The organism is uncultured Aquabacterium sp. (assembly GCF_913773725.1).
Lineage (GTDB): Bacteria > Pseudomonadota > Gammaproteobacteria > Burkholderiales > Burkholderiaceae_C > Aquabacterium.
Genome location: NZ_CAJYGK010000036.1, coordinates 14,593 through 38,284, shown reverse-complemented (window position 1 = coordinate 38,284; position 23,692 = coordinate 14,593). Strand labels below are relative to the sequence as shown.

The following is a 23,692-nucleotide window of genomic DNA, read 5'->3' as shown; positions in this document are numbered from 1 at the left end:
GTCCGGCGCTCTACCGACTGAGCTATCGGGGAATCGAATCGAATTTTTGGCTCCCCGACCTGGGCTCGAACCAGGGACCTACGGATTAACAGTCCGGCGCTCTACCGACTGAGCTATCGGGGAATATGTCGGTTCAGGTTGCGGGGCACTTCATTGCTGGCGTGCTCAACAACCGAGACCGAGACTATAACATTGTTTTGAACGGCCCAGCAACGCGCGGGCCTGTCCGGGCCAGATGCAACCAGCCTTGTGAGCCAGATGCAACAGGGGGCGGTCGGCGGATCAGAAGTCGATCTGGGCCGAGGCGGTCACTGTGCGTCCCAGGATCGGAAACAGATAGGTGTGTCCGCCGAACATCGACGGTGCCTCACGCCAGCCACGCTTGTCGAACACGTTGGCCACGTTCAGTCGCCAGGTGACGGTGCGCAGGGCCTCCCGCCCCTGCACAGCGCGCACGCCAAGATCCAGTCGCGTCCAGGCCGGCAGGCGCACCGTGTTGGCGGTGTCCACCCAGCGGCTGCCCTCGTGTACCACGTCGGCCTGCACCGTCAGCGGCACCGGCAGGCCCCAGGTGTGGCTGCCCGACACCTTCACCGTGCGCTCCGGGACGTTCACTGGCTGTTTCCCGTTTACGGTGCCGTCCGTGCTGCCGCGGCGCTCGGCATCCAGCACCATGGCGCTGGCCGCCAGGCCCCACGGGCCGACGCGGCCTTGCCAGAAGCCTTCGAGACCACGGTGGCGGGCATCGCCGTTGTAGCGGAAGGTGCTGTCAATGGTCTCGGCCAGCGGTCGCAGCGTCTGGAACAGGTTGGCACCCCATTGGGCGCTCACGCGTCCGGCGCTGTACTGCCCCTTCACACCGACTTCGGTCTGTCGGCTCTTGGCGGCCGGCAGGATCTGGCCGGCGTTCGCCAGGGCGGCATTGCGCGGCGCCGCCTTGGTCTCCACGCCTTCGCCCCAGCTCACATAGGCCTGGGTCTGCGGCGCGAGCGTCCATCCCAGCGCGGCCCACGGGGTGTTGAGGGTCTGGTCGATGTAGGTGTCCTTGGCCCCGTCGGTCTCCTGGCTGTGGCGGCTCAGGCTGGTGTGGCGCACGCCCACCCAGGCCTGCCAGTTCGGGGCCAGACGCACGTGGTCCTGCACCGAGAGCTCCGTGGAGTTTTCCCAGCGGTTCGGGCTCGCGTCGTCCATCTCCGGGGCGGCAACCGTCGGCTCGTAAGGGCCTGTCAGCACGTTGAGTGTGCCCACATAGTTGTAGGCCTGAGGTTTGAGTGACGTGCGATACAGCGAGCGCAGGAGACCGAAGCGCACGTTGTTCTCAATGCCCGCGAGGTCGAAGCGGCCTTCGAGTTGCGCCAGCAGTGAACGGGTGATCCGGCGCTCGTTGTCGGAGCGGTAGTCGTACAGGTCGTAGTCGCCGTTCGGGCAGGCGCTGTAATAGTACGTCTCGGTTGCCCCCTCATAGCAGCCGAAAGGAAACGCCGCGCGGTCATTCGAGCGCAGATGCTGCTCCCCATACGTCACGGCCGATCTCCAGCCCGCCTGGAGGTTCTGCGTCCAGCGCAGGGTGCCCGTGCGGCCCTCGAACTGCACCGGCTGGCTCCATGGCTGGTTGTTCAGGTTCAGCTTGCGGCTGAACGTGCGTGAGGATGGCAGCCGGTCGCCCAACAGGCTCAAGCCCGCCACGCTGGGCTGGCTCTGCCAGCTGTCTTCCAGTTCCAGCTCGATCAGGGTGTCGCGTGACAGGCGCCAGTCGGTGGCGACCGACAGCAGCCGGCTGTGGCCCTCGGTGTTGTCGATCTGCGTGTTCAGGCGGGCCACGGCGGCGTTCACCCGCAACCCCAGGCTGCGCTCCGGGCCGAACCGGCCGCCCACGTCCACCGCGGCGCGCGCCTCACCGGCGTCGTTCACCGAGAAGAAAGCGCTGTGCACGCGTCCCTCGGGACGTTTCACCAGCAGGTTGACCAGCCCTCCCGGGGCACTCACCCCGGCCTGAATGCCGCTGGTGCCCTTGAACAGCTCCACGGCCGACTTGTTCTCCAGTGGCAGCCGGGTCTCGGCATTCACGGGCAGGCCTTCGCGGCGGTAGTTGTAGGCGTTGTCGAGCGTGAAACCCCGCACCGTCAGGTAGTCCCAATAGCCCACGGTGTTGTACGAGTCGGTGGTGCTCGCATCCAGCCGCGTCAGGTCGGCCAGCCGGGTGACGAACGCGTCCCGCAGCACGTCGCTCGAGAAGGTCTGCGCCTGGGCGGGCGTTTCCCATGCAGGCAGGTCGCCCAGACCGACGATGCTGGCCTTGGCGCTGCGTTTGATGGCGGGCGCGCTCACCCCCACAGCCTGAACGGTGGCGTCCTCGGCCACCTGCTGCGCCTGCGCAGCCTGCAGCAAGCAGGCCAGCAAGGCAGCAGAGGCAAGGGCCGTGGGTCGGGGCGGACGAAGGGCGGCCGGGGCAGCGTGGCGGGCGGCGTGAACAGAGGTGGGCATGGCGTGGCGTGCGGTGCACCAGGGCACCGGCTCGGACATCGGTCGTCAAACAGGGGGCGACCAGAAGAGTCCATGGGCCGTCGGGGCCCGTGCCAGCCTGCCGCGGGCCGGCACGGATGTGCGCGACCTGTTGTGGCAGACCACCAGCTTTCCTACGCGAGCATGACCTCGTTCAGGTTCGAAGGGACTCTCTCAGCCCGCGCCTTTGAATCGGCGGGCACCCCCAGCGGAACCGCGATTTTACGCGACGCCCAGCCGCTCGCGCAGCAAAGGGCTGGTCGTCGTGTAGAGCAGATGCTGGGGCGAACCGGGGTTCAGGGCCGCGGCAGCGGCATGCGCCGCCATCGTGGCCTCGTGGAAACCGCACAGCAGCAGGCGCTTCTTGCCCGGGTAGGTGTTGATGTCGCCCACGGCATAAACCTGCGGCAGTGAGGTCTCGAACGTGCCCGTGTCGACCACGATCTGCTTGCGCTCCAGGGCCATCCCCCAGTCGGTCAGTGGGCCCAGTTTGGGGCTCATGCCCTGGCGGACCAGCAGGTGATCCAGCGGCAGCGGATGGTGCGTCTCGTCGGGGGAGAGGATGGCCAGCGATTCGACGGTGGCCTTGGCCACTTGGGCCTCGGTGGGCATGCCGACGCACAGCGCCACACGTCCCTCTGCGATCAGCGCGCGAACGGCCGCATCCAGTTCGGGCTCGGCCTGAAACACCTCGCGGCGATGCAGCAAGGTGAGCCGCGCGGGGCGGCGCGCCGGGTCGGTCTCGTTTGCCAGCGACACGACCGACGCCAAGGCTTCATCGCCCCCACCGGCCACCACCACATGCTGTCCGGCCCACGGCAGGGCGCCGGCTTCGGGGACGTGGAAGTGGACGTTGCCCGCATCCTGCAGCCCGGGCAGATTCAGGCTGCGGGGCACGAAGGCGCCAGCCCCGGCAGCCACGAACACGGCGCGGGCGCGCCACTGCAGCCCGCGGCTGGACGTGACCAGCCAGCGCCCGTCTTCAGCGCGGGCCAACCCGGCCACCTGCTGACCCAGGTGCACGTTGGCATAGGGGCTCGAGCCGGAGGCACCCGGTCCGCGTGCATCGGTCGAAGCCGGTGCGAGGGCGGGCAGAAACGGCTGCGCCTGCGTGAGAAGCAGGCGCGTCAATTCCCGGCCTGTGCAGCGAGGCACGCCGGGAACGTCATAGATCGGTTTGTCGGGGTACAGCGCAACGCACTGTCCACCCGGTTCGGGCAGCACATCGATGACATGGGCACGGAGTCCCAGCAGACCGAGCTGAAAGACCTGGAACAAGCCCACCGGGCCTGCACCGATCACAACCGCGTCGGTGTCCGTCATCGCGTGCTCGCGCCTCAGCGGATCAACTGGTCGAGCTTGCCGACCTTGTCCTTCCACTCATCCGCGTCGGGCAGCGGGTCCTTGCGCTTGGTGATGCTGGGCCACACCTTGGCCAGGTCGGCGTTCAGCTGGATGTAGTTCTGCTGGTTGCCCGGCACGTCTTCTTCGGGGACGATGGCGTTGGCCGGGCACTCGGGGATGCAGACGGCACAGTCGATGCACTCGTCCGGATCGATCACCAGGAAGTTCGGGCCTTCGCGGAAGCAGTCCACCGGGCACACGTCCACACAGTCGGTGTATTTGCAGCGGATGCAGGCTTCGGTGACGACGTGGGTCATGTCAGGTCTCTTGTAACGGTTGTATGACGGGGCGGATTTTAGCGGCAGGGGCCGCGCTCAGCCCTCGGAACCCGATGCGCTTTCGCCGCAAATCGGGATGTGGGTCAAAGGTTGATCAGGAATGTCTGTGGCGCCGGCGCCAACGATGACCAGGGTCGGGCGTCCCGCGTGCACGGCGCTGGCGTCGCCGAGCGTGGCCACGGTGTGCACACTGTGGCGCATGTCGGGCCAGCCTGCACGTGAAACCACGCTGACCTCGGTGATGCCGGGCCATCCGGCGTCCAGCAGCCCTTTGCTCAACGGTTCGAGCTGCCTGCCTGCCATGTAGAACACCTCGGTGTCCGCCCGCTGGCCGGGGCCCATGCCGCATTGCAGATCGCCGGTGCGGGTCATGGCGGTGGTGAAGCTCACGCTGCGCCCGGTGCCGCGCCGGGTCAGCGGCCGTTGTGTGGCGGCTGCGGCCGCCAGCGCCGAAGTCACACCCGGCACCACCTCGGACGCGATGCCTGCGTCGCGCAGGGCGTGCAACTCTTCTTCGAGCCGGCCGAACAGGCTGGGATCGCCGCCCTTGAGGCGCACCACCAGCCCCCGTTCACCGTGAATGGCCCCGACCGCCAGCGAGTGCTCGACCAGCAGGCGGTTGATCCGCGTCTGGCCGTTGAAGTCGCTGCCGTCCTTGCCGGAAAAACCGCGTTTGCCGACGTCGATCCAGTCCGCCTGGGGTGCGAGGTCGCGCAGCGCCGGGTCGGCCAGGGCGTCGAACAGCACGGCGTGCGCCTGGGCCAGCAGCCGGCTGCCGCGCACCGTGATGAGGTCGGCCTCACCGGGGCCGGCGCCGATGAAGACCACTTTGGCAGGCATGAGCGAGCAGGGCTTGGATTCCACGGCGTTCGGGCAATGAGGCGATAGGGCAGAAGTGGCTCAGGCCGCCTGGACGAGCAGGGCGCCGCTGGTGCGGTTGGTCGTGGGATCGACCACGATCAGCGCGCCACCGACCCGGTTGCTCGCATAAGGCTCGACCGGCAGCGGCTGCTGGGTCTGGATCTGCACGCGGCCGATCTCGTTGACGGCCAGCTCGTGCGCGTCCGTGTCTTCCAGCGTGTGGATGTCCAGGCGGTTGTCGATCGACGTGATGCGGGCCTGCACCCAGCGGTTGCCGTGGCGCACCCAGTACTTGCGGCCGACCACGGCGGGCTCGGTGTCCAGCCAGGCCAGCGTCGCGGTGAAGTTGGCCGTCGGCTGGATGGACCCCGGCGTGTGGATCCAGTCACCGCGCGAGATGTCGACCTGGCGGTCCAGCACGATGCCGGCCGACTGGCCCGCTTCGCACTGGTCGACCACCAGCGCCGAGTGGCGCACTTCGGCCACGATGGCCGTCTCGCCGCTCGGGAAGATCTGGACTTCGTCACCGGCCTTCACGGCGCCGTGTGCGATGCGACCCCAGAACGCGCGGTACTGGTGGCCGGTGCCCGAGGCCGAGGCTTCGCCTTCGCCCACGCTGTCGCGCGTCACGTACTGCACCGGGTGCAGCAGGGCGCCGTCGTGGCGCTCGTCGCTCGGCGGCAGCTGCTCCAGCACCTGCAGCAGGGTGGGGCCGTTGTACCAGGGCCAGTTGGCGCTCGGCGTGGTCACGTTGTCACCGCGCAGGGCCGACACGGGGATCACGCCCTTGTTGACGATGCCGGCCTGCTCGGCAAAGGCTTCCAGCGAGGCCTTCACGTTGTTGAAGGCGGTCTCGGTGTCCTGCTCGATGGCGTCCAGCTTGTTGATCGCGAACACGATGTTCGGCACGCGCAGCAGGTGGGCCAGCAGGCTGTGACGGCGCGTCTGGGCCAGCAGCGGCACCGGCGAGGCCTTCCAGTCGATCTTGGTGATGTCCACCAGGACCACGGCGGCATCGCTGCCGGCCGCAGCGGTCACCATGTTGCGGGTGTACTGCTCGTGGCCCGGGGCGTCGGCGATGATGAACTTGCGCGTCTTGGTCGCGAAGTAGCGATAGGCCACGTCGATGGTGATGCCCTGTTCGCGCTCGGCTTCCAGGCCGTCGGTCAGCAGCGACAGGTCGATCGGGGCACCCGCGGCACGCTTTTCCAGCGCATCCAGCTGGTCGGCCAGGATGGCGCGGCTGTCGAACAGCAGACGGCCGATCAGCGTGCTCTTGCCGTCGTCCACGCTGCCCGCGGTCAGGAAGCGAAGGGCCTTGTGAGCCAGTTCGGTGCTGGCTTCGTTGTGGGTCACGGTGCTCATCAGAAATAACCTTCCTTCTTGCGGCGCTCCATCGAGGCCTCGGACGTGCGGTCGTCCATGCGGGTGGCGCCACGTTCGCTCACGGTCACGTGCAGGGTCTCGGCGACGATGTCGGCGGCGTTGGCGGCCGTCGATTCGACCGGGCAGGTGCAGGTCATGTCACCCACGGTGCGGAAGCGCACGTCCACGGTCTCGACCGTTTCGCCTTCCAGCGCCGGCGTCACCTCGGTCAGCGGCACCAGCAGGCCCTTGCGACGGATCACCTGGCGGGCGTGCTTGAAATAGATGTTGGGCAGCGGGATGCCTTCGCGGGCGATGTACAGCCACACGTCCAGCTCGGTCCAGTTGCTGATGGGGAAGGCGCGGAAGTGCTCGCCCGGCTTGATGCGGGTGTTGAACAGGTTCCACAGCTCGGGGCGCTGTTCCTTGGGCTGCCACTGGCCGAAGCTGTCGCGGTGCGAGAAGATGCGCTCCTTGGCGCGGGCCTTCTCTTCGTCACGACGGGCGCCGCCGATCAGGCAGTCGAAACGGTTGTCTTCGATCGCTTCCAGCAGGGTCACCGTCTGGTGGCCGTTGCGCGATTCCAGCGGGTGGGCCAGGCGCACGGTGCCCTTCTTGATCGACTCTTCCATGTGCGCCACGATCAGGCGCTCGCCGATCTCGGCCACGCGCTTCTCGCGGAAGTCGATCACTTCGGGGAAGTTATGGCCGGTGTCCACGTGCACCAGCGGGAAGGGCAGCTTGCCTTCCAGCTTGCCCGTGGCCGGGTTCTTCATCTTGAAGGCCTTCTCGGCCAGGTGCAGCACCACGCACGAGTCCTTGCCGCTCGAAAACAGCAGGCCCGGGCGCTCGAAGCTGGCGGCCACTTCACGCAGGATGAAGATCGCTTCCTCTTCCAGCGCGTCCAGGTGGCGGTGGTCGACTTCCGCCAGCAGTTGGTTCACATCACTCATCTTGTTCTCGCTCTTGAATCACTTGTGGACGTGCAGGCCGCATTCCTTGGCCTTCTCGTCTTCCCACCACCAGCGGCCGGCACGGAAGTCCTCGCCGACGGCAATGGCGCGCGTGCAGGGGGCGCAGCCGATGGACGGCATGAACTGGTCGTGCAGCGGGTTGTAGGGCACGTGGTTCACGGCCACGTAGTGCCACACATCGCCCCAGGTCCACTCGATCATCGGGTTGAACTTGGCGCGGCCGGCGTCGTCCACCTCGCGGTCCAACATGCCGCCGCGGTTGTTCGATTGCTCGCGGCGCAGGCCGGTGATCCACGCCGTGCGGTCGGCCAGCATGCGGGCCAGCGGCTCAAGCTTGCGGATGCCGCAGCAGGCCTTGCGCAGGTCGATGCTTTCATACATCGCCTTCTCGCCGTGCTGGCTCACGAACTCGACCACGGCCTCGTTCTTCGGGCGGTAGACCTCGACGTGCAGGCCGGCATCTGCGTAGTGCGTCTCGATCGTGCCGATCAGCGCGGCCGTTTCCGGGTTCAGCATGCCGGTCTCCAGCGTGCCAATGGCGATCGGCAGCTGGTGGCGGGCGATCAGGTCGGTGACGATCATGTCCTCGACCCCCAGGCTGGTCGCCTGGACCACCTTGCCGGGGTGCTCGATGGCCGCGGCCTTCAGCAACTCGATCGTGGCGTGCACCTTGGCCGCGTAGTCGGCACTTGGGTTGTTGTAAAGGCGGATGGCCGAGCCGGCGTCGGCCGCGGGCCCACCCAGCATCGACACGCCCCCGATGGCAGAAACCTCACTCATCGTGCCCTCCATTCGGATCAGGCCGCGCGGCCGAAGACCGGCTTCGTCTGCTGCACGTCGCCCTGGTAGTGTCCGCGTGCAGCAAAAAAGCTCAGCTGACGCTCCGCAATGGCGCGGTCCTGGTCGGCGCGCAACACCACGGCGTCGAAGCCGGTACGGGCCATCAAGGGCATCATGTCGACCAGCACGTCGCCCGTGGCGCGCACCTCGCCGCCGAAGCGGTAACGGGCGCGCAGGATGTGAGCCTGCGTGTAGGCGCGACCGTCTGTCCACTTCGGGAACTGCAGCACGACCAGATCCAGTTTGGTCAGATCGGCTTCCAGCACCTCGATGTCGACGTCATTGGCGACGATGACGCCCACGGGCTTGTGATCGGCCGCGCTCTTGGCGGGCCACTGCTCGCGCACGGCGTGCCACTGCGCCAGCGTCAGCAGGCTGTACGACTTCACCGGCGGGTGCGACACGGGGCCGTCTTCGCCACCCACGGTGTGCCACTGGTCGTGATGGGTATCGATGAATTTCATGGTCTGTCTCTTTCGCGGCGTGGGGCTCAGGCGGCCTTGGCAGTCGTGCGGCGCACCGCGTTGGCGGCGGCCTTGAACGGGTCGATGCCAACGCGCTTGACGGTGTCGACGAAGCGCTCGTTGGCCGCCCGCTGGCTGCGGTAGGTCTCGATCACGGCCTCGATCACGTCGGTGACCTCGTCGGCCGAGAACGACGGGCCGATGACCTTGCCGGCCACGGCGCCCGGCGCGAGGTTCGAGCCATCCGAACCACCCAGCGTCACCTGATACCACTCGGTGCCGTCCTTGTCGACGCCGAGGATGCCGATGTGACCGCTGTGGTGGTGGCCGCACGAGTTGATGCAACCCGAGATGTGCAGGTCGATGTCGCCGATGTCGTAGAGCTCGTCCAGATCCTGATAGCGGGCGATCAGGTCGTTCGCGATGGGGATGGAGCGGGCATTGGCCAGGGCGCAGAAATCACCACCCGGGCAGGCAATCATGTCGCTCAGCAGGCCGATGTTGGGTGAGGCAAAGCTGTTCGCCTTGGCGGCCTTCCACACGGCAAACAGGTCCTCCTCGCGCACGAAGGGCAGCAGCACGTTCTGGTCGTGCGTGATGCGCAGCTCGCCGCAGCTGAACTGGTCGGCGATGTCGGCGATCGCGTCCATCTGGGTGTCGGTGGCATCGCCCGGGGCCTGGCCCACACGCTTGACCGACAGGTGCACGCTCTTGTAGCCCTGCACCTTGTGGCCCACCACATTGCGCTCCAGCCACTTGCTGAACTGGGTGCGCTCGGCGTCGGTCGCGTCGGCAGGCAGGCCGTTGCCGGCCGGCACATGGGCCTGCACCGACGCCGGGAAGGCGAAGCTCGCGTTCACGCGGTCGAATTCGGCCTGCGGGATGATGTGGGCCGCGCCGTCCACGTCACGCTCGAGGATGTTCTGGAACTCGGCGTTGACCTGGTCAAAGAACTTCTGGCCTTCGGCCTTCACCAGGATCTTGATCCGTGCCTTGTACATGTTGTCGCGGCGACCGTAGCGGTTGTAGACCCGCACGATGGCCTCGATGTAGACGAGGATCTGCTGCCACGGCACAAAGGCGTTGATCTCGGTGGCCGTGATCGGGGTGCGGCCCATGCCGCCGCCCACCAGCACGCGGAAGCCTACTTCGCCAGCGTCGTTCTTCACCAGGTGCAGGCCGATGTCATGCCAGGCGGTGGCGGCGCGGTCTTCCTTGGCGCCGTTCACGGCGATCTTGAACTTGCGCGGCAGGAAGGCGAACTCCGGGTGCAGCGTGGACCACTGGCGCAGCACTTCGCAATACGGGCGGGCGTCGATGATTTCGTCTTCTGCCACGCCCACGGTCGCGTCGGCCGTGATGTTGCGGATGCAGTTGCCCGAGGTCTGGATGCCGTGCATGTTGACTTCGGCCAGCAGCTCCATCACGTCGGCGGCCTTGGCCAGCGGAATCCAGTTGTACTGAACGTTCTGGCGGGTGGTGAAGTGGGCGTAGCCGCGGTCGAACTCGCGCGCAATGCGTGCCAGCTGGCGGATCTGCTTCGACGACATCTCGCCATAGGGCACGGCCACGCGCAGCATCGGGGCGTGGCGCTGGATGTACCAGCCGTTCTGCAGACGCAGCGGACGGAATTCCTCGTCGCCCAGCTTGCCGGCCAGATTGCGTTCCAGCTGGTCGCGGAATTGGGCCGCGCGCTGGCGGACAAACTGTTTGTCGAAATCAGTATATTGATACATGGTGCGCAGCGAAAAAAATAGCCATTCGAACCGCGAATTCAAAATGCGCGGTCAGGTTCCAAACAGTCAGCCGAGAGCCCGGTACAGATTGTAAAGGCTGATGCCCGAGATCACGGTTCCCACCAGCGTCAGCAGGGTTCGCGTGTTCAGCCGGCGCGTGAGGAAGGCCGCAAACGGAGCGGCGAACAGTCCCCCGACAACCAGCCCTGCCACCGTGGGCCATGGGCCTTCCTCCACGAGCCCGGCAAACACGGCGGCACTGGCAAAGGTCAGGAAGAACTCGGCCAGGTTGACCGACCCGATGGTGGTGCGTGGATCCTGCCCCGTTCCGACCAGCGTCGTGGTCACGACCGGACCCCAGCCCCCGCCGCCGACCGCGTCCAGAAACCCGCCGAACAGGCCCAGTTTGGCGACGTGTTTCGGGGTTTCTCGGCGTGGCGTGATTTTCTTGAAAATCTTGCTGATGATATACAGGCCCATCACGAACAAATAGGCTGATACCACGGGCTTGATCACATGGGCGTCCACCGATGAAACCACCCAGGCGCCCAGCGTGGCCCCCAGAATGCCGGGGACCAGCAAGCGCAGGAACAACGAACGGTTGACGTTGCCCAGTTTCACGTGAGAGATACCGGAGACCCCCGTCGTGAACACCTCGGCAATGTGGACACTGGCCGACGCCACCGCCGGCGAACTGCCGGTTGCGAGCAGGAAAGAGGTCGATGTGATGCCGTAGGCCATGCCCAGCGCGCCGTCCACGGTCTGGGCCAGCAGGCCCACGAGCACGGCCTTCCAGAAGGCGTCACCCTGAAGCGTCTCGACAATCAGTTCCAGTCCGGTCTGCTGGTGATGGCCGTTGAACAACTTCGACGCCAGGTAGCTCAGGACGCCAACGAGCAGAAAGCCCACCGACCACACCGCGATGCGCAACACCGGATGATCGGAAGGGTGGCTCACGTCGTCCTCCACGGGAGGCAGGCCCAACGCGCTGTGCTCGGCGTTGATCGGGTTGTCGGAGAGGTCGAGGTTGCGGATCTTCATGACACGGCGCCGGTGCGCCAGACGCAGCGGGGGACAATGGAGTGAGTGCCGGATGCTACCGACCGTCTATATAAATGAGAACAACATTTATGGAAGTTGCTCATAACCAAATGGAATTAAGTTCCCTGCGTCGCCGTCTGCTGACGGCAGCGGGGGGGCTGCTGCTCGGCGCGTGCACGACGCCCGTGGTGACCCCGCCCGCGCCTCCGCCCCTGGAGCCCCGCCGCGTTGTGCGCCCGCCTCGCGTTGGTGTGGCACTGGGCGGGGGGGCTGCCCGCGGGTTCGCCCACATCGGGGTGTTGCAGGTCCTGGAAGAGCAGGGCATTCGGCCTGACCTCGTGGTCGGCACCTCGGCCGGCAGTGTGGTCGGCGCCCTCTATGCTGCCGGCAAGACGCCCACCGAACTCGCCACCATGGCCATGTCGCTCGACGAGTCCTCGATCACCGACTGGGTGTTTCCCAGCCGCTCGTTGCTCAAGGGGGAGGCCCTGGCCCGCTTTGTCCGCACGCACACGGGCGGCAAGCTCATCGACGCCATGCGGATGCCGCTCGGCATTGTGGCCACCGACCTTCAGACCGGGCAGCCCATTCTCTTCCGCAAAGGCGATGTCGGCACGGCCGTGCGTGCGTCCAGTGCCGTGCCTGCCGTGTTCGAGCCGGTTCGCATCAACGGCCGCGAGTACATCGATGGTGGGGCCGTGTCACCGGTGCCTGTCCGCTTCGCGCGCCAGATGGGGGCTGAGGTGGTGATTGCCGTCGACATTTCGGCCATCCCCGAGGGCATGCCCACCAAGGGCCCCATCGACATCCTCTTGCAGACGTACAACATCATGGGGCACGCGATCAGCCAGTTCGAGCTTCAGGATGCCGATGTGGTGATGCGTCCCAAGCTCGAGGGCATTGGCAGCGCCGAGTTCAGCGCGCGCCGCCTGTCCATCCTGGCGGGCCGCGAGGCTGCGCTGATGGTGATGCCGCAACTCAAGGAGCGGATCGCTGCACGAGCCCGCGCGTCCTGACGGAGCGTCAGCGTGGGGTGCCGAACGGTGCCCCCAGCAGCCGCGTCCCCGGCTTGATGCCGCGCCGTGCAAACCAGCCCGCGTTCATCTCGAGCACGTGGCGGACGGGCTTCAAGGAGCAGTGAGACTCCAGCGTCTGCGGGGCCATCTCTTCGATGTTGACGACCGTCCCGTCCTCCGAAATGAACGCGACCGACAGCGGGATCAGCGTGTTCTTCATCCAGAAGCACTGCTGCGCCGGACGTTCGAAGATGAACAGCATGCCCTCATTGGTGCCCATCGCCGTGCGGAACATCAGGCCGATCTGGTGCTGCTCCGGGGTGGTGGCCACTTCGGCGCGGATGTTGTGCATGCCGGCCCCCAGGGCGATGGTCGGCAGCTTCTGGGGGGCCGTCTGAGCCAGAGACGGCGTTGTCCACAGCAGGGTTGCGGTCGCCAGCGCGGCTGCCGCGCGTTTCACCCGATCTTGAAACACAATCTCGCTTCCTCGTTGACCTTGCTCAGGGGCTGCGCCCATGCAGCCCTTACGGTGCCGCGTCCGCCGGACTGATCCGGACGTCGCTTGTGTACCGAGTCAGACTGTAGCAGCGCCCTCATGCCTCCCTCCGCCAGTTCAGCCCTTGCCGCGGGTGACACCGCCGTGCCCGTGCCCGGCGCGCCACTCCCGCCGCTGCCTCCCTTGACGCCCGCGCAGTCCGCGGGCCTCGACGATCCCGATCTTCTGGCTCAGTGCGTGCTGGAGGCGCCCCTGGGAAGCAGCGAGCGCCGCATTGGTCTGGGGCTGTCCGGCATGTACTGCGCAGCATGCGCCATCACCATCGAGTCGGCGCTCCTCAAGGTTCCTGGCGTGTCGGACGTGCAGGTGCAGGCCGCTTCGCAGCGCGCCCGGATCCTGATCGACCCGGCGAAGGTGCGCCTGTCGATGCTGGTGGAGGCAGTCCAGCGTGTGGGTTACAAGGCCTGGCCGGACGCCGCAGCCCGTGCCGGGCACGAACGCCTCCGTGAGCGTCGCAAGCTGTTGTGGCAACTGTCCGTGGCCGGCTTCTGCATGATGCAGGTGATGATGATCACCTGGGCGCAGTATGTTGCCGAGCCCGGAGAGATTCCGGCCGACATCTGGCAGTTGCTCAACTGGTCCTGCTGGGTGCTGAGTCTGCCTGTCATGCTTTTCTCCTGCGGCCCTTTCTTCTCGGGGGCGTGGCGCGCCGCCCGGCAGGGCAGGGTGGCCATGGACACGCCGGTGGCCATCGGCATGGCGGCGGCCTTCATCGTCAGTTCCGGGGTCACATTCGGAGCGCAGGACATTTTCGGCCCCGATGCATATTTCGATTCCCTGACCATGTTCGTCACCTTCCTGCTGGCCGGGCGTTGGCTGGAGTTGCGTGCGCGCGAGCGGGTGACGCAGTCTCTGGAGGCGCTGTGCCTGAGGCTGCCGGAAGCGGTGGACCGCGCCATCCTGCCCCCGGGGCAGGGGCCGGGCGATGCGGCCGTTGAACCGGACTGGCAAGCCTGCTCCGTCGAATCGGTGCCGCTGTCGGCCCTGCAGCATGGAGACTGCCTTCGGATTACCGTGGGGCAGTCCTTTCCGGCGGATGGGCAGATCCTCGCAGGCCGCACCGAGGTGGATGAATCCTTGCTGACCGGCGAATCCCGGGCCGTGGTGCGCACCGTGGGGCAGGTCGTCGTGGCGGGCAGCATGAACCTCGGGGCGCCGGTGTGGATGCGCGTCGAGCGCCTGGGGCCCGACACGCGTTATCAGCAGATCGTGTCCCTGGTGCAGCAGGCGCTCACGGAAAAGCCGGGCTGGATGCGCATGGCCGACCGCATGGCAGGCCCCTTCCTCTGGGCTGTGCTTTTTCTCGCCGCCGCCGGTGCGCTGGTCTGGCAGTGGATCGATCCGGCGAAGTCCGTCTGGGTGGCAGTCTCCGTGCTCGTTGTCACCTGTCCTTGCGCGCTGTCATTGGCAGCCCCGGCTGCGCTGCTGTCGGCCGCGGGGGCTCTGGCGCGACGGGGGGTTCTCGTGAGGCGACTCGACGCCATCGAGGCCCTGTCCGCGGTGTCCCGCGTTTACTTTGACAAGACGGGCACGCTCACCAAGGGTGAGTTGACGCTCGTGGCGGTGGAGCACGCGGGCGGTCTACGGCAAGACCTCGACGGCCCGGATCTGGCCGAAGCACTGCAGCGCGCAGCCGCGCTGGCCGCGTGTTCGCAGCACCCGCTGTCGCGGTCGCTGGTGTCGGCGGTCCAGGCGATCCGGCCCTTCCAGCCGCTGGGCTGGCAGGACCTCCGTGAGGAAGCCGGCAAGGGCGTACAAGGTCGGGATGCCGATGGCGTCACCTGGCGACTCGGGTCCGCGGTGTGGGTGCTTGGACAGGACCATCCTGCGACGGACGCTCGCGTCTGGCTGGCGCCCGTCGATCCAGGCTCGGGGGCCTCGTCCATCCCTGGATTTGGCTTTGTTTTCGACGAGGTCTTTCGGGATGAAGCGGCGCCAGCGCTGCAACAATTGCGGCAACTCGGGTGTGAGTCGGCATTGCTTTCCGGTGACCGCCACGATCGCGTCGTTGCCGCTGCACGACACCTGTCTGCGGGTGGCGAAGTGGTCGTGGCCCGCGCTCAGGCTGCGCCCGAGGACAAGCTGGAAGAGATTCGTGAGGCCCAGGCCCGCGGTCAACGGGTGGCCGTGGTCGGTGACGGCATCAACGACGCCCCGGTGCTGGCCAAGGCCGATGTCTCCATTGCGCTGGACCAGGGCGCTGCGCTGGCGCAATCTCAGGCTGACCTGATCGTGCTGGGAGGGCGGCTTTCGGGTGTGCCCGCGGCGGTATTGATCTCTCGACGCGCCATCCGCATCGTGCGCCAGAACCTGCTCTGGGCCGCCTCCTACAACATGGTCTGCATTCCTCTGGCCCTCATGGGGCTGCTTCCACCCTGGCTGGCCGGCCTTGGCATGGCGCTGAGTTCGCTGTTTGTCGTGCTCAATGCGCTTAGACTCGGCGCCCATCCGGCGGGTTCTAACCCCTCTGCCTGATCACGCCATGGAAATCCTCTTCGTCCTGTTGCCCGTTTCGGTTCTGCTCGTGCTCGCCATCCTGGCGATTCTGGGATGGGCCGTCCATTCAGGACAGTTTGAAGACATCGAGCAGGAGGGCCTTCGGATCCTCACTGATGAGTCTCAAAAAGTCGAGGATAACGTTGAGCGTCATCAAATTTAGGCCGGGGTTTGCCCTCACAATTCGCGCTGTAACTTAGGAGAAGAAGAGATGGCATCCACCCACTCTGCCACGTACAACGACACGGTTGTCCGGCAGTTCGCCATAGCGGCCGTCCTATGGGGCGTCGTCGGCATGGCAGTCGGCGTCCTCATTGCGTCCCAGCTGGCCTGGCCGGAACTCAATTTCGGCATTCCCTGGCTGTCCTACGGTCGACTGCGACCGTTGCACACCAATGCGGTGATTTTTGCGTTCGGCGGCTGCGCCCTGTTCGCAACTTCTTACCACGTTGTGCAAAGAACATGCCAGACGCGCCTTTTTGCAGGCCCTCTGGCTTCTTTCACGTTCTGGGGCTGGCAACTGGTGATCCTGCTGGCGGCCATCTCGCTGCCGCTGGGCTACACCAGCGGCAAGGAGTACGCTGAACTCGAGTGGCCGATCGACATCCTGATCACCCTGGTCTGGGTCGCGTACGCCGTCGTCTTCTTCGGCACCATCGGCATCCGCAAGGTGCGCCACATCTATGTGGCCAACTGGTTCTACGGCGCCTTCATCATCGCCGTGGCCCTGCTGCACATCGTCAACAGCGCCGAGATCCCCGTCAGCCTGACCAAGTCCTACTCGGTGTACGCCGGTGTGCAGGACGCCATGGTGCAATGGTGGTACGGCCACAATGCCGTGGGCTTCTTCCTGACGGCAGGCTTCCTGGGCATGATGTACTACTACATCCCCAAGCAGGCCGGCATGCCCGTGTACTCGTATCGCCTGTCGATCGTGCACTTCTGGGCTCTGATCTTCACCTACATGTGGGCGGGTCCTCACCACCTGCACTACACCGCGCTGCCTGACTGGACCCAGTCCGTCGGCATGGTGTTCTCGCTGATCCTGCTGGCTCCCTCCTGGGGCGGCATGATCAACGGCATCATGACCCTGTCGGGTGCCTGGTACAAGCTGCGCGACGACGCGATCCTGAAGTTCCTGATCGTGGCCCTGTCGTTCTACGGCATGTCGACCTTCGAAGGTCCGATGATGTCCATCAAGACCGTGAACTCGCTGTCGCACTACACCGACTGGACCGTCGGCCACGTGCACTCGGGTGCTCTGGGCTGGGTGGGTCTGATCTCGATGGGCTCGCTGTACTACCTGATCCCGCGCATGTTCGGTCGTCAGACGATGTACTCGGTCCAGGCCATCTCGCTGCACTTCTGGGCTGCCACCATCGGCATCGTGCTGTACATCGCCGCGATGTGGATTGCCGGTGTGATGCAGGGCCTGATGTGGCGCGCTGTGAACCCTGACGGCACGCTGGTCTACAGCTTCGTCGAGGGCGTGAAGGCGACCTATCCGTTCTATGTGATCCGCGTCGCGGGCGGCCTGCTCTACCTGGGCGGCATGATCCTGATGCTGTGGAACACCGTGATGACCGCCCTGGCTGGTCGCGCCGTGGATGCGCCGATCGGTGCTCAGGCTCAGCCGGCTCACGCCTGATAAGAAGGAGAACAACATGGCTGACCACAACCACAAGCCTGCGCTCTTCTCTCACGAGAAGATCGAGACCAGCAACTTCCTGATGATCGTGCTCACGCTGATCGTCGTGTCCTTCGGGGCGCTGGTCGAAATCGTTCCGCTGTTCTTCCAGCACAGCACCACGCAGCCGGTCGAGGGCCTTAAGCCCTACACGGCACTGCAACTGGCTGGTCGTGACGTCTACATCCGCGAGGGCTGCTACGGCTGTCACTCGCAGATGGTGCGTCCGTTCCGCGCTGAAACGCTGCGCTATGGCCACTACTCGATGGCTGGCGAATTCGTCTACGACCATCCCTTCCAGTGGGGTTCCAAGCGCACAGGTCCCGACCTGCATCGCGTTGGCGGCAAGTACTCGGACGAATGGCATCGTGCTCACCTGATCAACCCGCGTGACGTGGTGCCCGAGTCCAACATGCCTGCTTACCCGTGGCTGGCCGAAGCCAAGCTGAAGGACGGTCCTGCCGTGGCGCCGCGCATGGAGGCCCTGCGCAAGGTGGGTGTGCCCTACACCGACACCGAGATCAAGGCCGCTGACGAAGAAGTCAAGGACAAGACCGAGCTCGAGGCTGTGATTGCCTACCTGCAGGTCCTTGGAACCGCCGTCAAGTAAGGAGCAGCGCACATGGACATCATCGATGTGAGAAGCCTCTTCACGGTGGCATGCCTGTGCGTTTTCGTGGGCATCGTCGCCTGGGCCTACGCCCGGGGCAACAAGTCCCAGTTTGATGAGGCAGCCCGGCTGCCTCTCTCAGAAGATTGATTGGAGGCTCAGACATGAGCGACTTCATTTCCAACGGATGGGCGTGGTATGTCACGGCCATCGTGGTGTTCGGCCTGGTGTACTGCGCGTTCGTCCTGATCGGCGCAGCCAAGCACAAGGTGATCTATGACGCCGACGGCAACGTCGACAAGACCACCGGCCACGTGTGGGACGGCGACCTGCGTGAACTGAACAACCCGCTGCCGCGCTGGTGGCTGTTCCTGTTCATCATCACGCTGATCTTCGCCATCGGCTACTTCGCCCTGTATCCGGGGCTGGGCAACTCGCCTGGCAAGCTCAACTGGACCTCCAAGGGTCAGTTGGAAGCCGAAATGGTGAAGGCCAAGGCCGAGGAAGACAAGATCTTCGCCAAGTTCAAGAACGCTTCGGTGCCGGATCTGGCTCGTGATCCTCAAGCTCACGCCATTGGCCAGCGCCTGTTCCTCAACAACTGTGCGGCTTGCCACGGCTCGGACGCCAAGGGTGCGAAGTCCTTCCCCAACCTGACGGACGGTGACTGGCTGCATGGTGGTTCGCCCGAGAAGATCATCGAGACCATCACCGGTGGTCGTCGCGGTCAGATGCCTCCCATGGCTGCTGCGGTGGGTTCGCCCGACGAAGTCCGCCAGGTGGCGAACTACGTGCTGAGCCTGTCCGGTTCGGGTCACAACTCCATCCTGGCTGAACTGGGCAAGGCCAAGTTCAAGGCCGTGTGTGCGGCCTGTCACGGCGCCGACGGCAAGGGCAACCATGCCATCGGTGCGCCGAACCTGACCGACAAGGTCTGGCTGCATGGCTGGGGCGAAGAAGCCATCGTTCGCATCGTCAACGAGGGCAAGGTGAACGTCATGCCGGCTCAAAGCCCGCGTCTGTCGGAAGACCAGATCAAGGTGGTGGCGTCTTACGTCTGGGGTCTGTCGAATCCGGTCCAGACCGCTTCGTCCAAGTGATCTGTCACGGGGTTGACCACCAAGTCGACCCCGCTTGACCCTGGTCAAGCACAGCACATCGAAAGCCCAACGGCGGAGGATGGCTCATGATACCCTATGGGGTACCTGGCCGCTCCGCCGTCAGTCATTTCGGAACACCATGTCAGAGTCAGCATCACCCTCTGCAGACGCCAAGCGCGTCATCCCCATTCAGCCCGCCGTCGACCCTCAGCGCAGGGAAGAAACGGTTCTGCTTTACAAGAAGGCAGAGAAAATCTACGCACGCGAGGTCTTCGGCTGGTTCACCAAATGGCGCTGGGTGTTGGTCTGGCTGACTCAGCTGGTGTTCTACTGCACCCCCTGGCTGATGTGGAACGACCGCCAGGCGGTGCTGTTCGATCTGGGAACGAGGCGCTTCTACCTGTTCAACCTCGTTCTTTATCCGCAAGACCTGATCTACCTGACGGCCTTGCTGATGATTTCCGCATACGGGCTGTTCCTGTTCACGGCCGTGGCGGGGCGCTTGTGGTGCGGCTATGCCTGTCCTCAGTCGGTCTACACCGAAATCTTCATGTGGATCGAGCGGAAGATCGAAGGGGATCGCACCCGCCGCATGAAGCTCGACAAGGCGCCCTGGTCGGTCCAGAAGGTGCTGCGCAAGACGGGCAAGCAGGTTGCGTGGATTTCCTTTGCACTCTGGACGGGGTATACCTTTGTGGGGTACTTCACGCCGATCCGTGAGCTGGCTCAGGCTGTGGTCAGCTTCGGTCTCGGTCCGTGGGAAACCTTCTGGATTCTGTTCTACGGCTTCGCTACCTACGGCAACGCCGGGTACATGCGCGAACAGGTCTGCAAGTACATGTGCCCGTATGCGCGCTTCCAGAGCGCCATGTTCGACCGCGACACGCTGATCATCAGCTACGACGAAAAGCGTGGTGAACCCCGTGGCTCGCGTTCGCGCAAGACCGACGCGAAGGCGGCGGGCAAGGGCGATTGCATTGACTGCACCTTGTGCGTCCAGGTGTGCCCCACCGGCATCGACATTCGCAAGGGACTGCAGTACGAGTGCATCGGCTGTGCGGCCTGCATCGATGTCTGTGACTCTGTGATGGACAAGATGGGTGCGCCGCGTGGCCTGATTCGCTACGCCACTCAAAACTCCATGGACAACGGCTGGGGCCGTGCAGAAATGTGGGCTCGTGTGGCCCGCCCTCGCGTCCTTCTCTACACGGCCATCCTGTTCGTGGTGGTGGGCGCGTTCGTCTACAGCATCTACAACCGTCCGTCGTTCCGTGTGGACATCGTGCGGGACCGGGGCGCGCTGGCCCGTGTGGTGGACGAGGGGTTTGTCGAGAACGTCTACCGCGTTCAGTTGATGAATGCCAGCGAGCGAGTGCAGCGGTACCGCATCGGGGTGGAGCAACTCACCGCCGCCCGTGTCGAGGGCGGCGACAACATCGTGCTCGGCCCGGCCGAAGCCCGCTGGGTTCCAGTCTCGGTGCGCGTGCCGCCCGAGGTGGCTGCCCGGATGGGCACGGGTGCCACCGGCATGACCCTGCTTGTCGAGCAGTTGCGGCAGGGTGACCGCCCACAAGTCGACGTGCGCGAGCACACTACCTTCATGGTGCCGCGCTGACGCTGCGGCCATTTTCAAGAGGTCTTCATGTCCGAGCAAAGTATGACGCCCCTGTCTCAAGCCCCGGTGTCACAGCCGCCCTGGTGGAAATTGCCCATCGTCTGGATGGTGATCGGCGGTCCGCTGGCCGTGGTTGTGGCGTCGCTGTTCACCGTAGGCATCGCGGTCCGCAATGTGGATCCGGTGCTCGACACCTCCAAGACGGAGGTCACGTCTCCGAATGAGTTGCCTGCGGTGAAAGCGCGCAACCACGCTGCGGAAAGCACGGCCCCGGCCGAGCGCTGAGCGAGTCAGTGACGCCTGCGGGTAAGTCCCGCAGGCAAAGAGCGCAAGCTGCAGGAACATCGGCGTGTGTCCGATCCCTTTCCATCAGGAGGTTCCATGACACAGCGCGCTCTTCACGTGGCCCAGATCCTGTGGCCCGCCTTCCTGTTTGCTGCCGTGCTGGAAGGACTGGTGTTCGCCTGGATCGATCCGACTCAGGTGTCTATCGGTCGATGGCAGCCGGATGCCACCACGGTCTACAGCGTCACGTTTCTCGTGTTTTGGTGCGGCATCTCCCTGGCCGGCGCGCTGTCCGTGTGGCTGATGCTTGTGGGCACTGAGCCTCGCCGTCGCCCCGCGCGGACCCACCGATCTGGCCAGGCGCTGTCGCGGTCAGTCTGATCGTGCCGGCAGCAGGTCCCGGTGAGGGCGATCTCGGACGTGATGCGGCCATGAAAAAGCCCGCTCTGCAAAGCGGGCTTTGACGAGGGCACGGTAAGAGGCAGGCGGCCTGCCAGCAGGGGGCTTAGCAGCGAACGCTGTTGACCAGCGCGCGCAGACCTGCTTCATCGGTGATCCGGATGTCGCGTTGCTTGACCTCCAGAAGGCCTTCCTCCTGGAACTTCGAGAACGTGCGGCTCACGGTTTCGAGCTTCAGACCAAGGTAGCTGCCGATCTCCTCGCGGGTCATCCGCAACACCAGCGCCGATGCGGAGAAACCGCGGGCGTGCAGTCGTTGCGTGAGGTTCAGCAGGAAGGCCGCCAGGCGCTCCTCTGCGCGCATGCTCCCCAACAGCAGCATCACACCATGGTCGCGGACGATCTCCCGGCTCATGATCTTGTGGAATTGGTGCTGCAGATCCGAGAACTCACGCGAGAGGTCCTCGAGTTGGGCATAGGGGATCACGCAGACCTGCGAGTCCTCAAGAGCGATTGCATCGCAGGCGTGCCGGTCCGTGCTGATGCCGTCCAGCCCGAGCAACTCGCCGGCCATCTGGAAGCCCGTCACCTGATCCCGGCCATCTTCCGATGAAATGCGCGTCTTGAAGAAGCCCGTGCGCACCGCGTACACCGATCGGAACGGGTCACCGGTGTGGAAGAGGGCGTCACCCCGCTTCACCGTCTTGCGCGTGGCCACCAGCGAATCGAGGTGGGAGAGTTGCGGCTGGCTCAGTCCGACCGGCAGGCAGAGCTCGCGCAGATTGCAACTGGAGCAGGCAACTTTGAATGCTTCGTATTTCATGGTGCACGACGAGCCGTTGGTGGAGCACGGGGAGCGTGCGGAGGCGTCGGCATTGCCCTGATCCAGGACGGGGATGGTGGTGTTCAACATGAGGAACCTCAAGGTCTTCCCAATTGTTGCCCGATCCCTGGAGTCGAGGTTGAGGCATATCAACCCCCCGCAGCATCAGTTTGGCACAGTCCCCATGCATGAGCGACCAGGCCATGATAACCACTCCACCCGCCCCGATCATTTCCAGCGAGGTGCTGACGCGCCTTGATGTGTCAGGGCCGCGCTACACCTCCTACCCGACGGCCGACCGGTTCGTCGAAGCCTTCGGGCCAGCACAGCACCGGCAGGCGCTGGCTCAGCGCGGCGAAGGCGCCGGCGCGGTCGCCGGCGGTGCCGTGCCGTTGTCCTTGTACGTGCATATCCCGTTCTGCGAATCCGTCTGCTACTACTGTGCCTGCAACAAGGTCATCACCAAGCACCACGACCGTGCGACGGAGTACCTGCAGGCGCTCCGGACGGAGGTCCAACTGGTCATCGACCAGATCGGCAGGGGGCAGGCGGTGTCGCAGTTGCACCTCGGGGGCGGCAGCCCGACCTTTCTCAGCGATGACGAGCTGGAAGGCCTGCTGGCCATGTTGCAGGATGCGTTCCGGTTCGTGCCGGGCGGCGAGTACGCCATCGAGGTCGATCCCCGCACGGTGGACGCCGCGCGGCTCAAGCGCCTGGCCTCCATGGGGTTCAACCGCCTCAGTTTCGGCGTCCAGGACTTCGATCCGCAGGTTCAGCAGGCCATTCACCGCGTTCAGCCTTTCGAGATGGTGGCCGAGTTGATGCGGGCCGCGCGAGCGGAGGGGTTCGATTCGATCAACATGGACCTGATCTATGGCCTGCCGAAGCAGACGCCCGAGCGCTTTGCCCGCACGCTTGATCAGGTGGTCGAGTTGCGTCCCGACCGGGTTGCCGTCTACGCCTATGCGCACTTGCCTCAGCGCTTCAAGCCGCAGCGCCGGATCGATGCCGCCGCACTGCCTGCCGGCGCCGACAAGGTCGGCATGCTGGCGGCCGCCATCGATCGCTTCGGTGCGGCCGGCTACGACTACATCGGTATGGACCACTTCGCCCTGCACGATGACAGCCTGGCCGTGGCGCGGCGACAGGGGCGTCTGCACCGGAACTTCCAGGGCTACAGCACGCACCCCGATTGCGATGTCATCGGCTTGGGTGTGTCGTCGATCGGGCGTGTGGGACCGCACTACATGCAGAACGCCAAGACGCTCCCGGAGTACTACGACGCCCTGCGCCGCGGCGAGTTGCCCACGGTGCGCGGGCTGACGCTGTCGCGGGATGACCTCGTCCGCCGCGCGGTGATCATGGCCATCATGTGCCAGGGGCGGGTTGACTTTGAGTCCATCGAACTCGCCTACCTGATCGATTTCCGGCAATACTTCGAGGCTGAGATGCGCCTGCTGGAACCGCTCGTGGAGTCGGGGTTGGTGCTGCTGGAGTCAGACGGTGTCCGTGTCACGGCGCTTGGCTGGTATTTCGTGCGTGCCATCGCCATGGTGTTCGATCGCCATCTGCAGATGGACAAGGCGGTCGAACGCTTTTCCCGCATCATCTGACCCGGCTCGGGTCTGTGGGGCCGCGAG

General features: G+C 65.3%; 22 protein-coding genes, 1 tRNA gene, 1 pseudogene and 1 riboswitch. Of the genes and pseudogenes, 11 read left to right on the top strand and 13 right to left on the bottom strand.

The window, feature by feature from the left end:
- Positions 1 to 47: 47 nt before the first annotated feature.
- From QZ709_RS04475 to QZ709_RS04425, 11 genes are all read right to left on the bottom strand, one after another.
- Positions 48 to 123: transfer RNA gene (locus tag QZ709_RS04475), tRNA-Asn, on the bottom strand.
- 159 nt (positions 124 to 282) lie between these two features.
- Positions 283 to 2,484 (bottom strand): TonB-dependent siderophore receptor, encoded by a 2,202-nt coding sequence (locus QZ709_RS04470; RefSeq protein ID WP_294636123.1) that lies wholly within the window; start codon positions 2,482 to 2,484, stop codon positions 283 to 285.
- Between the two features lie 132 nt (positions 2,485 to 2,616).
- Positions 2,617 to 2,719, bottom strand: a riboswitch (TPP riboswitch).
- Between the two features lie 5 nt (positions 2,720 to 2,724).
- On the bottom strand, positions 2,725 to 3,825 hold the full coding sequence (locus QZ709_RS04465) for an NAD(P)/FAD-dependent oxidoreductase (protein ID WP_294636122.1): 1,101 nt from the start codon (positions 3,823 to 3,825) through the stop codon (positions 2,725 to 2,727).
- Between the two features lie 14 nt (positions 3,826 to 3,839).
- Complete coding sequence (fdxA, locus tag QZ709_RS04460) at positions 3,840 to 4,163, bottom strand: ferredoxin FdxA (RefSeq protein ID WP_294636121.1); 324 nt, start codon at positions 4,161 to 4,163, stop codon at positions 3,840 to 3,842.
- A 57-nt stretch (positions 4,164 to 4,220) separates the two neighbouring features.
- Positions 4,221 to 5,024 carry a uroporphyrinogen-III C-methyltransferase gene (cobA, locus tag QZ709_RS04455; RefSeq protein ID WP_294636120.1) on the bottom strand — a complete coding sequence of 268 codons (804 nt, stop codon included), beginning with the start codon at positions 5,022 to 5,024 and terminating at the stop codon, positions 4,221 to 4,223.
- Positions 5,025 to 5,084: 60 nt separating this feature from the next.
- Complete coding sequence (locus QZ709_RS04450; RefSeq protein WP_294636119.1) at positions 5,085 to 6,410, bottom strand: GTP-binding protein; 1,326 nt, start codon at positions 6,408 to 6,410, stop codon at positions 5,085 to 5,087.
- On the bottom strand, positions 6,410 to 7,363 hold the full coding sequence (gene cysD, locus QZ709_RS04445) for a sulfate adenylyltransferase subunit CysD (protein WP_109035835.1): 954 nt from the start codon (positions 7,361 to 7,363) through the stop codon (positions 6,410 to 6,412). Before cysD ends, QZ709_RS04450 begins: the two co-directional genes overlap by 1 nt.
- An 18-nt stretch (positions 7,364 to 7,381) precedes the next feature.
- The gene (locus tag QZ709_RS04440; protein ID WP_294636126.1) at positions 7,382 to 8,131 is read right to left on the bottom strand and encodes a phosphoadenylyl-sulfate reductase; all 750 of its coding nucleotides are present in this window, start codon (positions 8,129 to 8,131) and stop codon (positions 7,382 to 7,384) included.
- A gap of 50 nt (positions 8,132 to 8,181) precedes the next feature.
- On the bottom strand, positions 8,182 to 8,688 hold the full coding sequence (locus QZ709_RS04435; protein WP_294636118.1) for a DUF934 domain-containing protein: 507 nt from the start codon (positions 8,686 to 8,688) through the stop codon (positions 8,182 to 8,184).
- A gap of 26 nt (positions 8,689 to 8,714) precedes the next feature.
- Entirely contained in the window at positions 8,715 to 10,424 is a 1,710-nt protein-coding gene (locus QZ709_RS04430; protein WP_294636117.1) for a nitrite/sulfite reductase, read from the bottom strand.
- A 66-nt stretch (positions 10,425 to 10,490) separates the two neighbouring features.
- A complete protein-coding gene (locus QZ709_RS04425) occupies positions 10,491 to 11,465 on the bottom strand; it encodes a sulfite exporter TauE/SafE family protein (protein ID WP_294636116.1) in 975 nt (324 codons plus the stop codon).
- Positions 11,466 to 11,575: 110 nt separating this feature from the next.
- On the opposite strand from QZ709_RS04425, the gene QZ709_RS04420 reads away from it, so the two are divergent.
- Positions 11,576 to 12,481 (top strand): patatin-like phospholipase family protein, encoded by a 906-nt coding sequence (locus QZ709_RS04420; protein ID WP_294636115.1) that lies wholly within the window; start codon positions 11,576 to 11,578, stop codon positions 12,479 to 12,481.
- Positions 12,482 to 12,488: 7 nt separating this feature from the next.
- Here QZ709_RS04420 and QZ709_RS04415 read toward each other — a convergent pair whose 3' ends face one another.
- Positions 12,489 to 12,941: a DUF192 domain-containing protein gene (locus QZ709_RS04415; RefSeq protein ID WP_294636114.1), complete on the bottom strand. Its 453-nt coding sequence runs from the start codon at positions 12,939 to 12,941 to the stop codon at positions 12,489 to 12,491.
- 135 nt (positions 12,942 to 13,076) lie between these two features.
- On the opposite strand from QZ709_RS04415, the gene QZ709_RS04410 reads away from it, so the two are divergent.
- The 9 genes and pseudogenes from QZ709_RS04410 (at position 13,077) to QZ709_RS04370 (ending at position 21,211) form a co-directional block, all read left to right on the top strand.
- Positions 13,077 to 15,512, top strand: coding sequence for a cation-translocating P-type ATPase (locus QZ709_RS04410; RefSeq protein ID WP_294636113.1), 2,436 nt, complete (start codon positions 13,077 to 13,079; stop codon positions 15,510 to 15,512).
- 7 nt (positions 15,513 to 15,519) lie between these two features.
- A pseudogene (ccoS, locus tag QZ709_RS04405) lies at positions 15,520 to 15,654 on the top strand (cbb3-type cytochrome oxidase assembly protein CcoS); the annotation flags it as partial.
- 90 nt (positions 15,655 to 15,744) lie between these two features.
- Entirely contained in the window at positions 15,745 to 17,181 is a 1,437-nt protein-coding gene (gene ccoN / locus QZ709_RS04400) for a cytochrome-c oxidase, cbb3-type subunit I (protein WP_294636111.1), read from the top strand.
- 16 nt (positions 17,182 to 17,197) lie between these two features.
- The gene (ccoO, locus tag QZ709_RS04395; RefSeq protein ID WP_294636110.1) at positions 17,198 to 17,830 is read left to right on the top strand and encodes a cytochrome-c oxidase, cbb3-type subunit II; all 633 of its coding nucleotides are present in this window, start codon (positions 17,198 to 17,200) and stop codon (positions 17,828 to 17,830) included.
- Between the two features lie 12 nt (positions 17,831 to 17,842).
- The gene (locus tag QZ709_RS04390; RefSeq protein WP_294636109.1) at positions 17,843 to 17,980 is read left to right on the top strand and encodes a cbb3-type cytochrome c oxidase subunit 3; all 138 of its coding nucleotides are present in this window, start codon (positions 17,843 to 17,845) and stop codon (positions 17,978 to 17,980) included.
- A 14-nt stretch (positions 17,981 to 17,994) separates the two neighbouring features.
- Complete coding sequence (ccoP, locus tag QZ709_RS04385) at positions 17,995 to 18,930, top strand: cytochrome-c oxidase, cbb3-type subunit III (protein ID WP_294636108.1); 936 nt, start codon at positions 17,995 to 17,997, stop codon at positions 18,928 to 18,930.
- A 139-nt stretch (positions 18,931 to 19,069) separates the two neighbouring features.
- Positions 19,070 to 20,545: a cytochrome c oxidase accessory protein CcoG gene (gene ccoG, locus QZ709_RS04380; RefSeq protein WP_294636107.1), complete on the top strand. Its 1,476-nt coding sequence runs from the start codon at positions 19,070 to 19,072 to the stop codon at positions 20,543 to 20,545.
- Between the two features lie 27 nt (positions 20,546 to 20,572).
- Positions 20,573 to 20,830, top strand: a complete 258-nt coding sequence (locus tag QZ709_RS04375) for a nitrogen fixation protein FixH (RefSeq protein ID WP_294636106.1) — start codon at positions 20,573 to 20,575, stop codon at positions 20,828 to 20,830.
- A gap of 96 nt (positions 20,831 to 20,926) precedes the next feature.
- Complete coding sequence (locus tag QZ709_RS04370) at positions 20,927 to 21,211, top strand: hypothetical protein (protein WP_294636105.1); 285 nt, start codon at positions 20,927 to 20,929, stop codon at positions 21,209 to 21,211.
- Positions 21,212 to 21,335: 124 nt separating this feature from the next.
- On the opposite strand, the gene fnr is transcribed toward QZ709_RS04370, so the two are convergent.
- Positions 21,336 to 22,052, bottom strand: a complete 717-nt coding sequence (gene fnr / locus QZ709_RS04365) for a fumarate/nitrate reduction transcriptional regulator Fnr (protein ID WP_294636125.1) — start codon at positions 22,050 to 22,052, stop codon at positions 21,336 to 21,338.
- Positions 22,053 to 22,255: 203 nt separating this feature from the next.
- Here fnr and hemN point away from each other — a divergent pair, with 203 nt between their 5' ends.
- Positions 22,256 to 23,665, top strand: a complete 1,410-nt coding sequence (hemN, locus tag QZ709_RS04360; RefSeq protein WP_294636104.1) for an oxygen-independent coproporphyrinogen III oxidase — start codon at positions 22,256 to 22,258, stop codon at positions 23,663 to 23,665.
- Positions 23,666 to 23,692 lie beyond the last annotated feature (27 nt).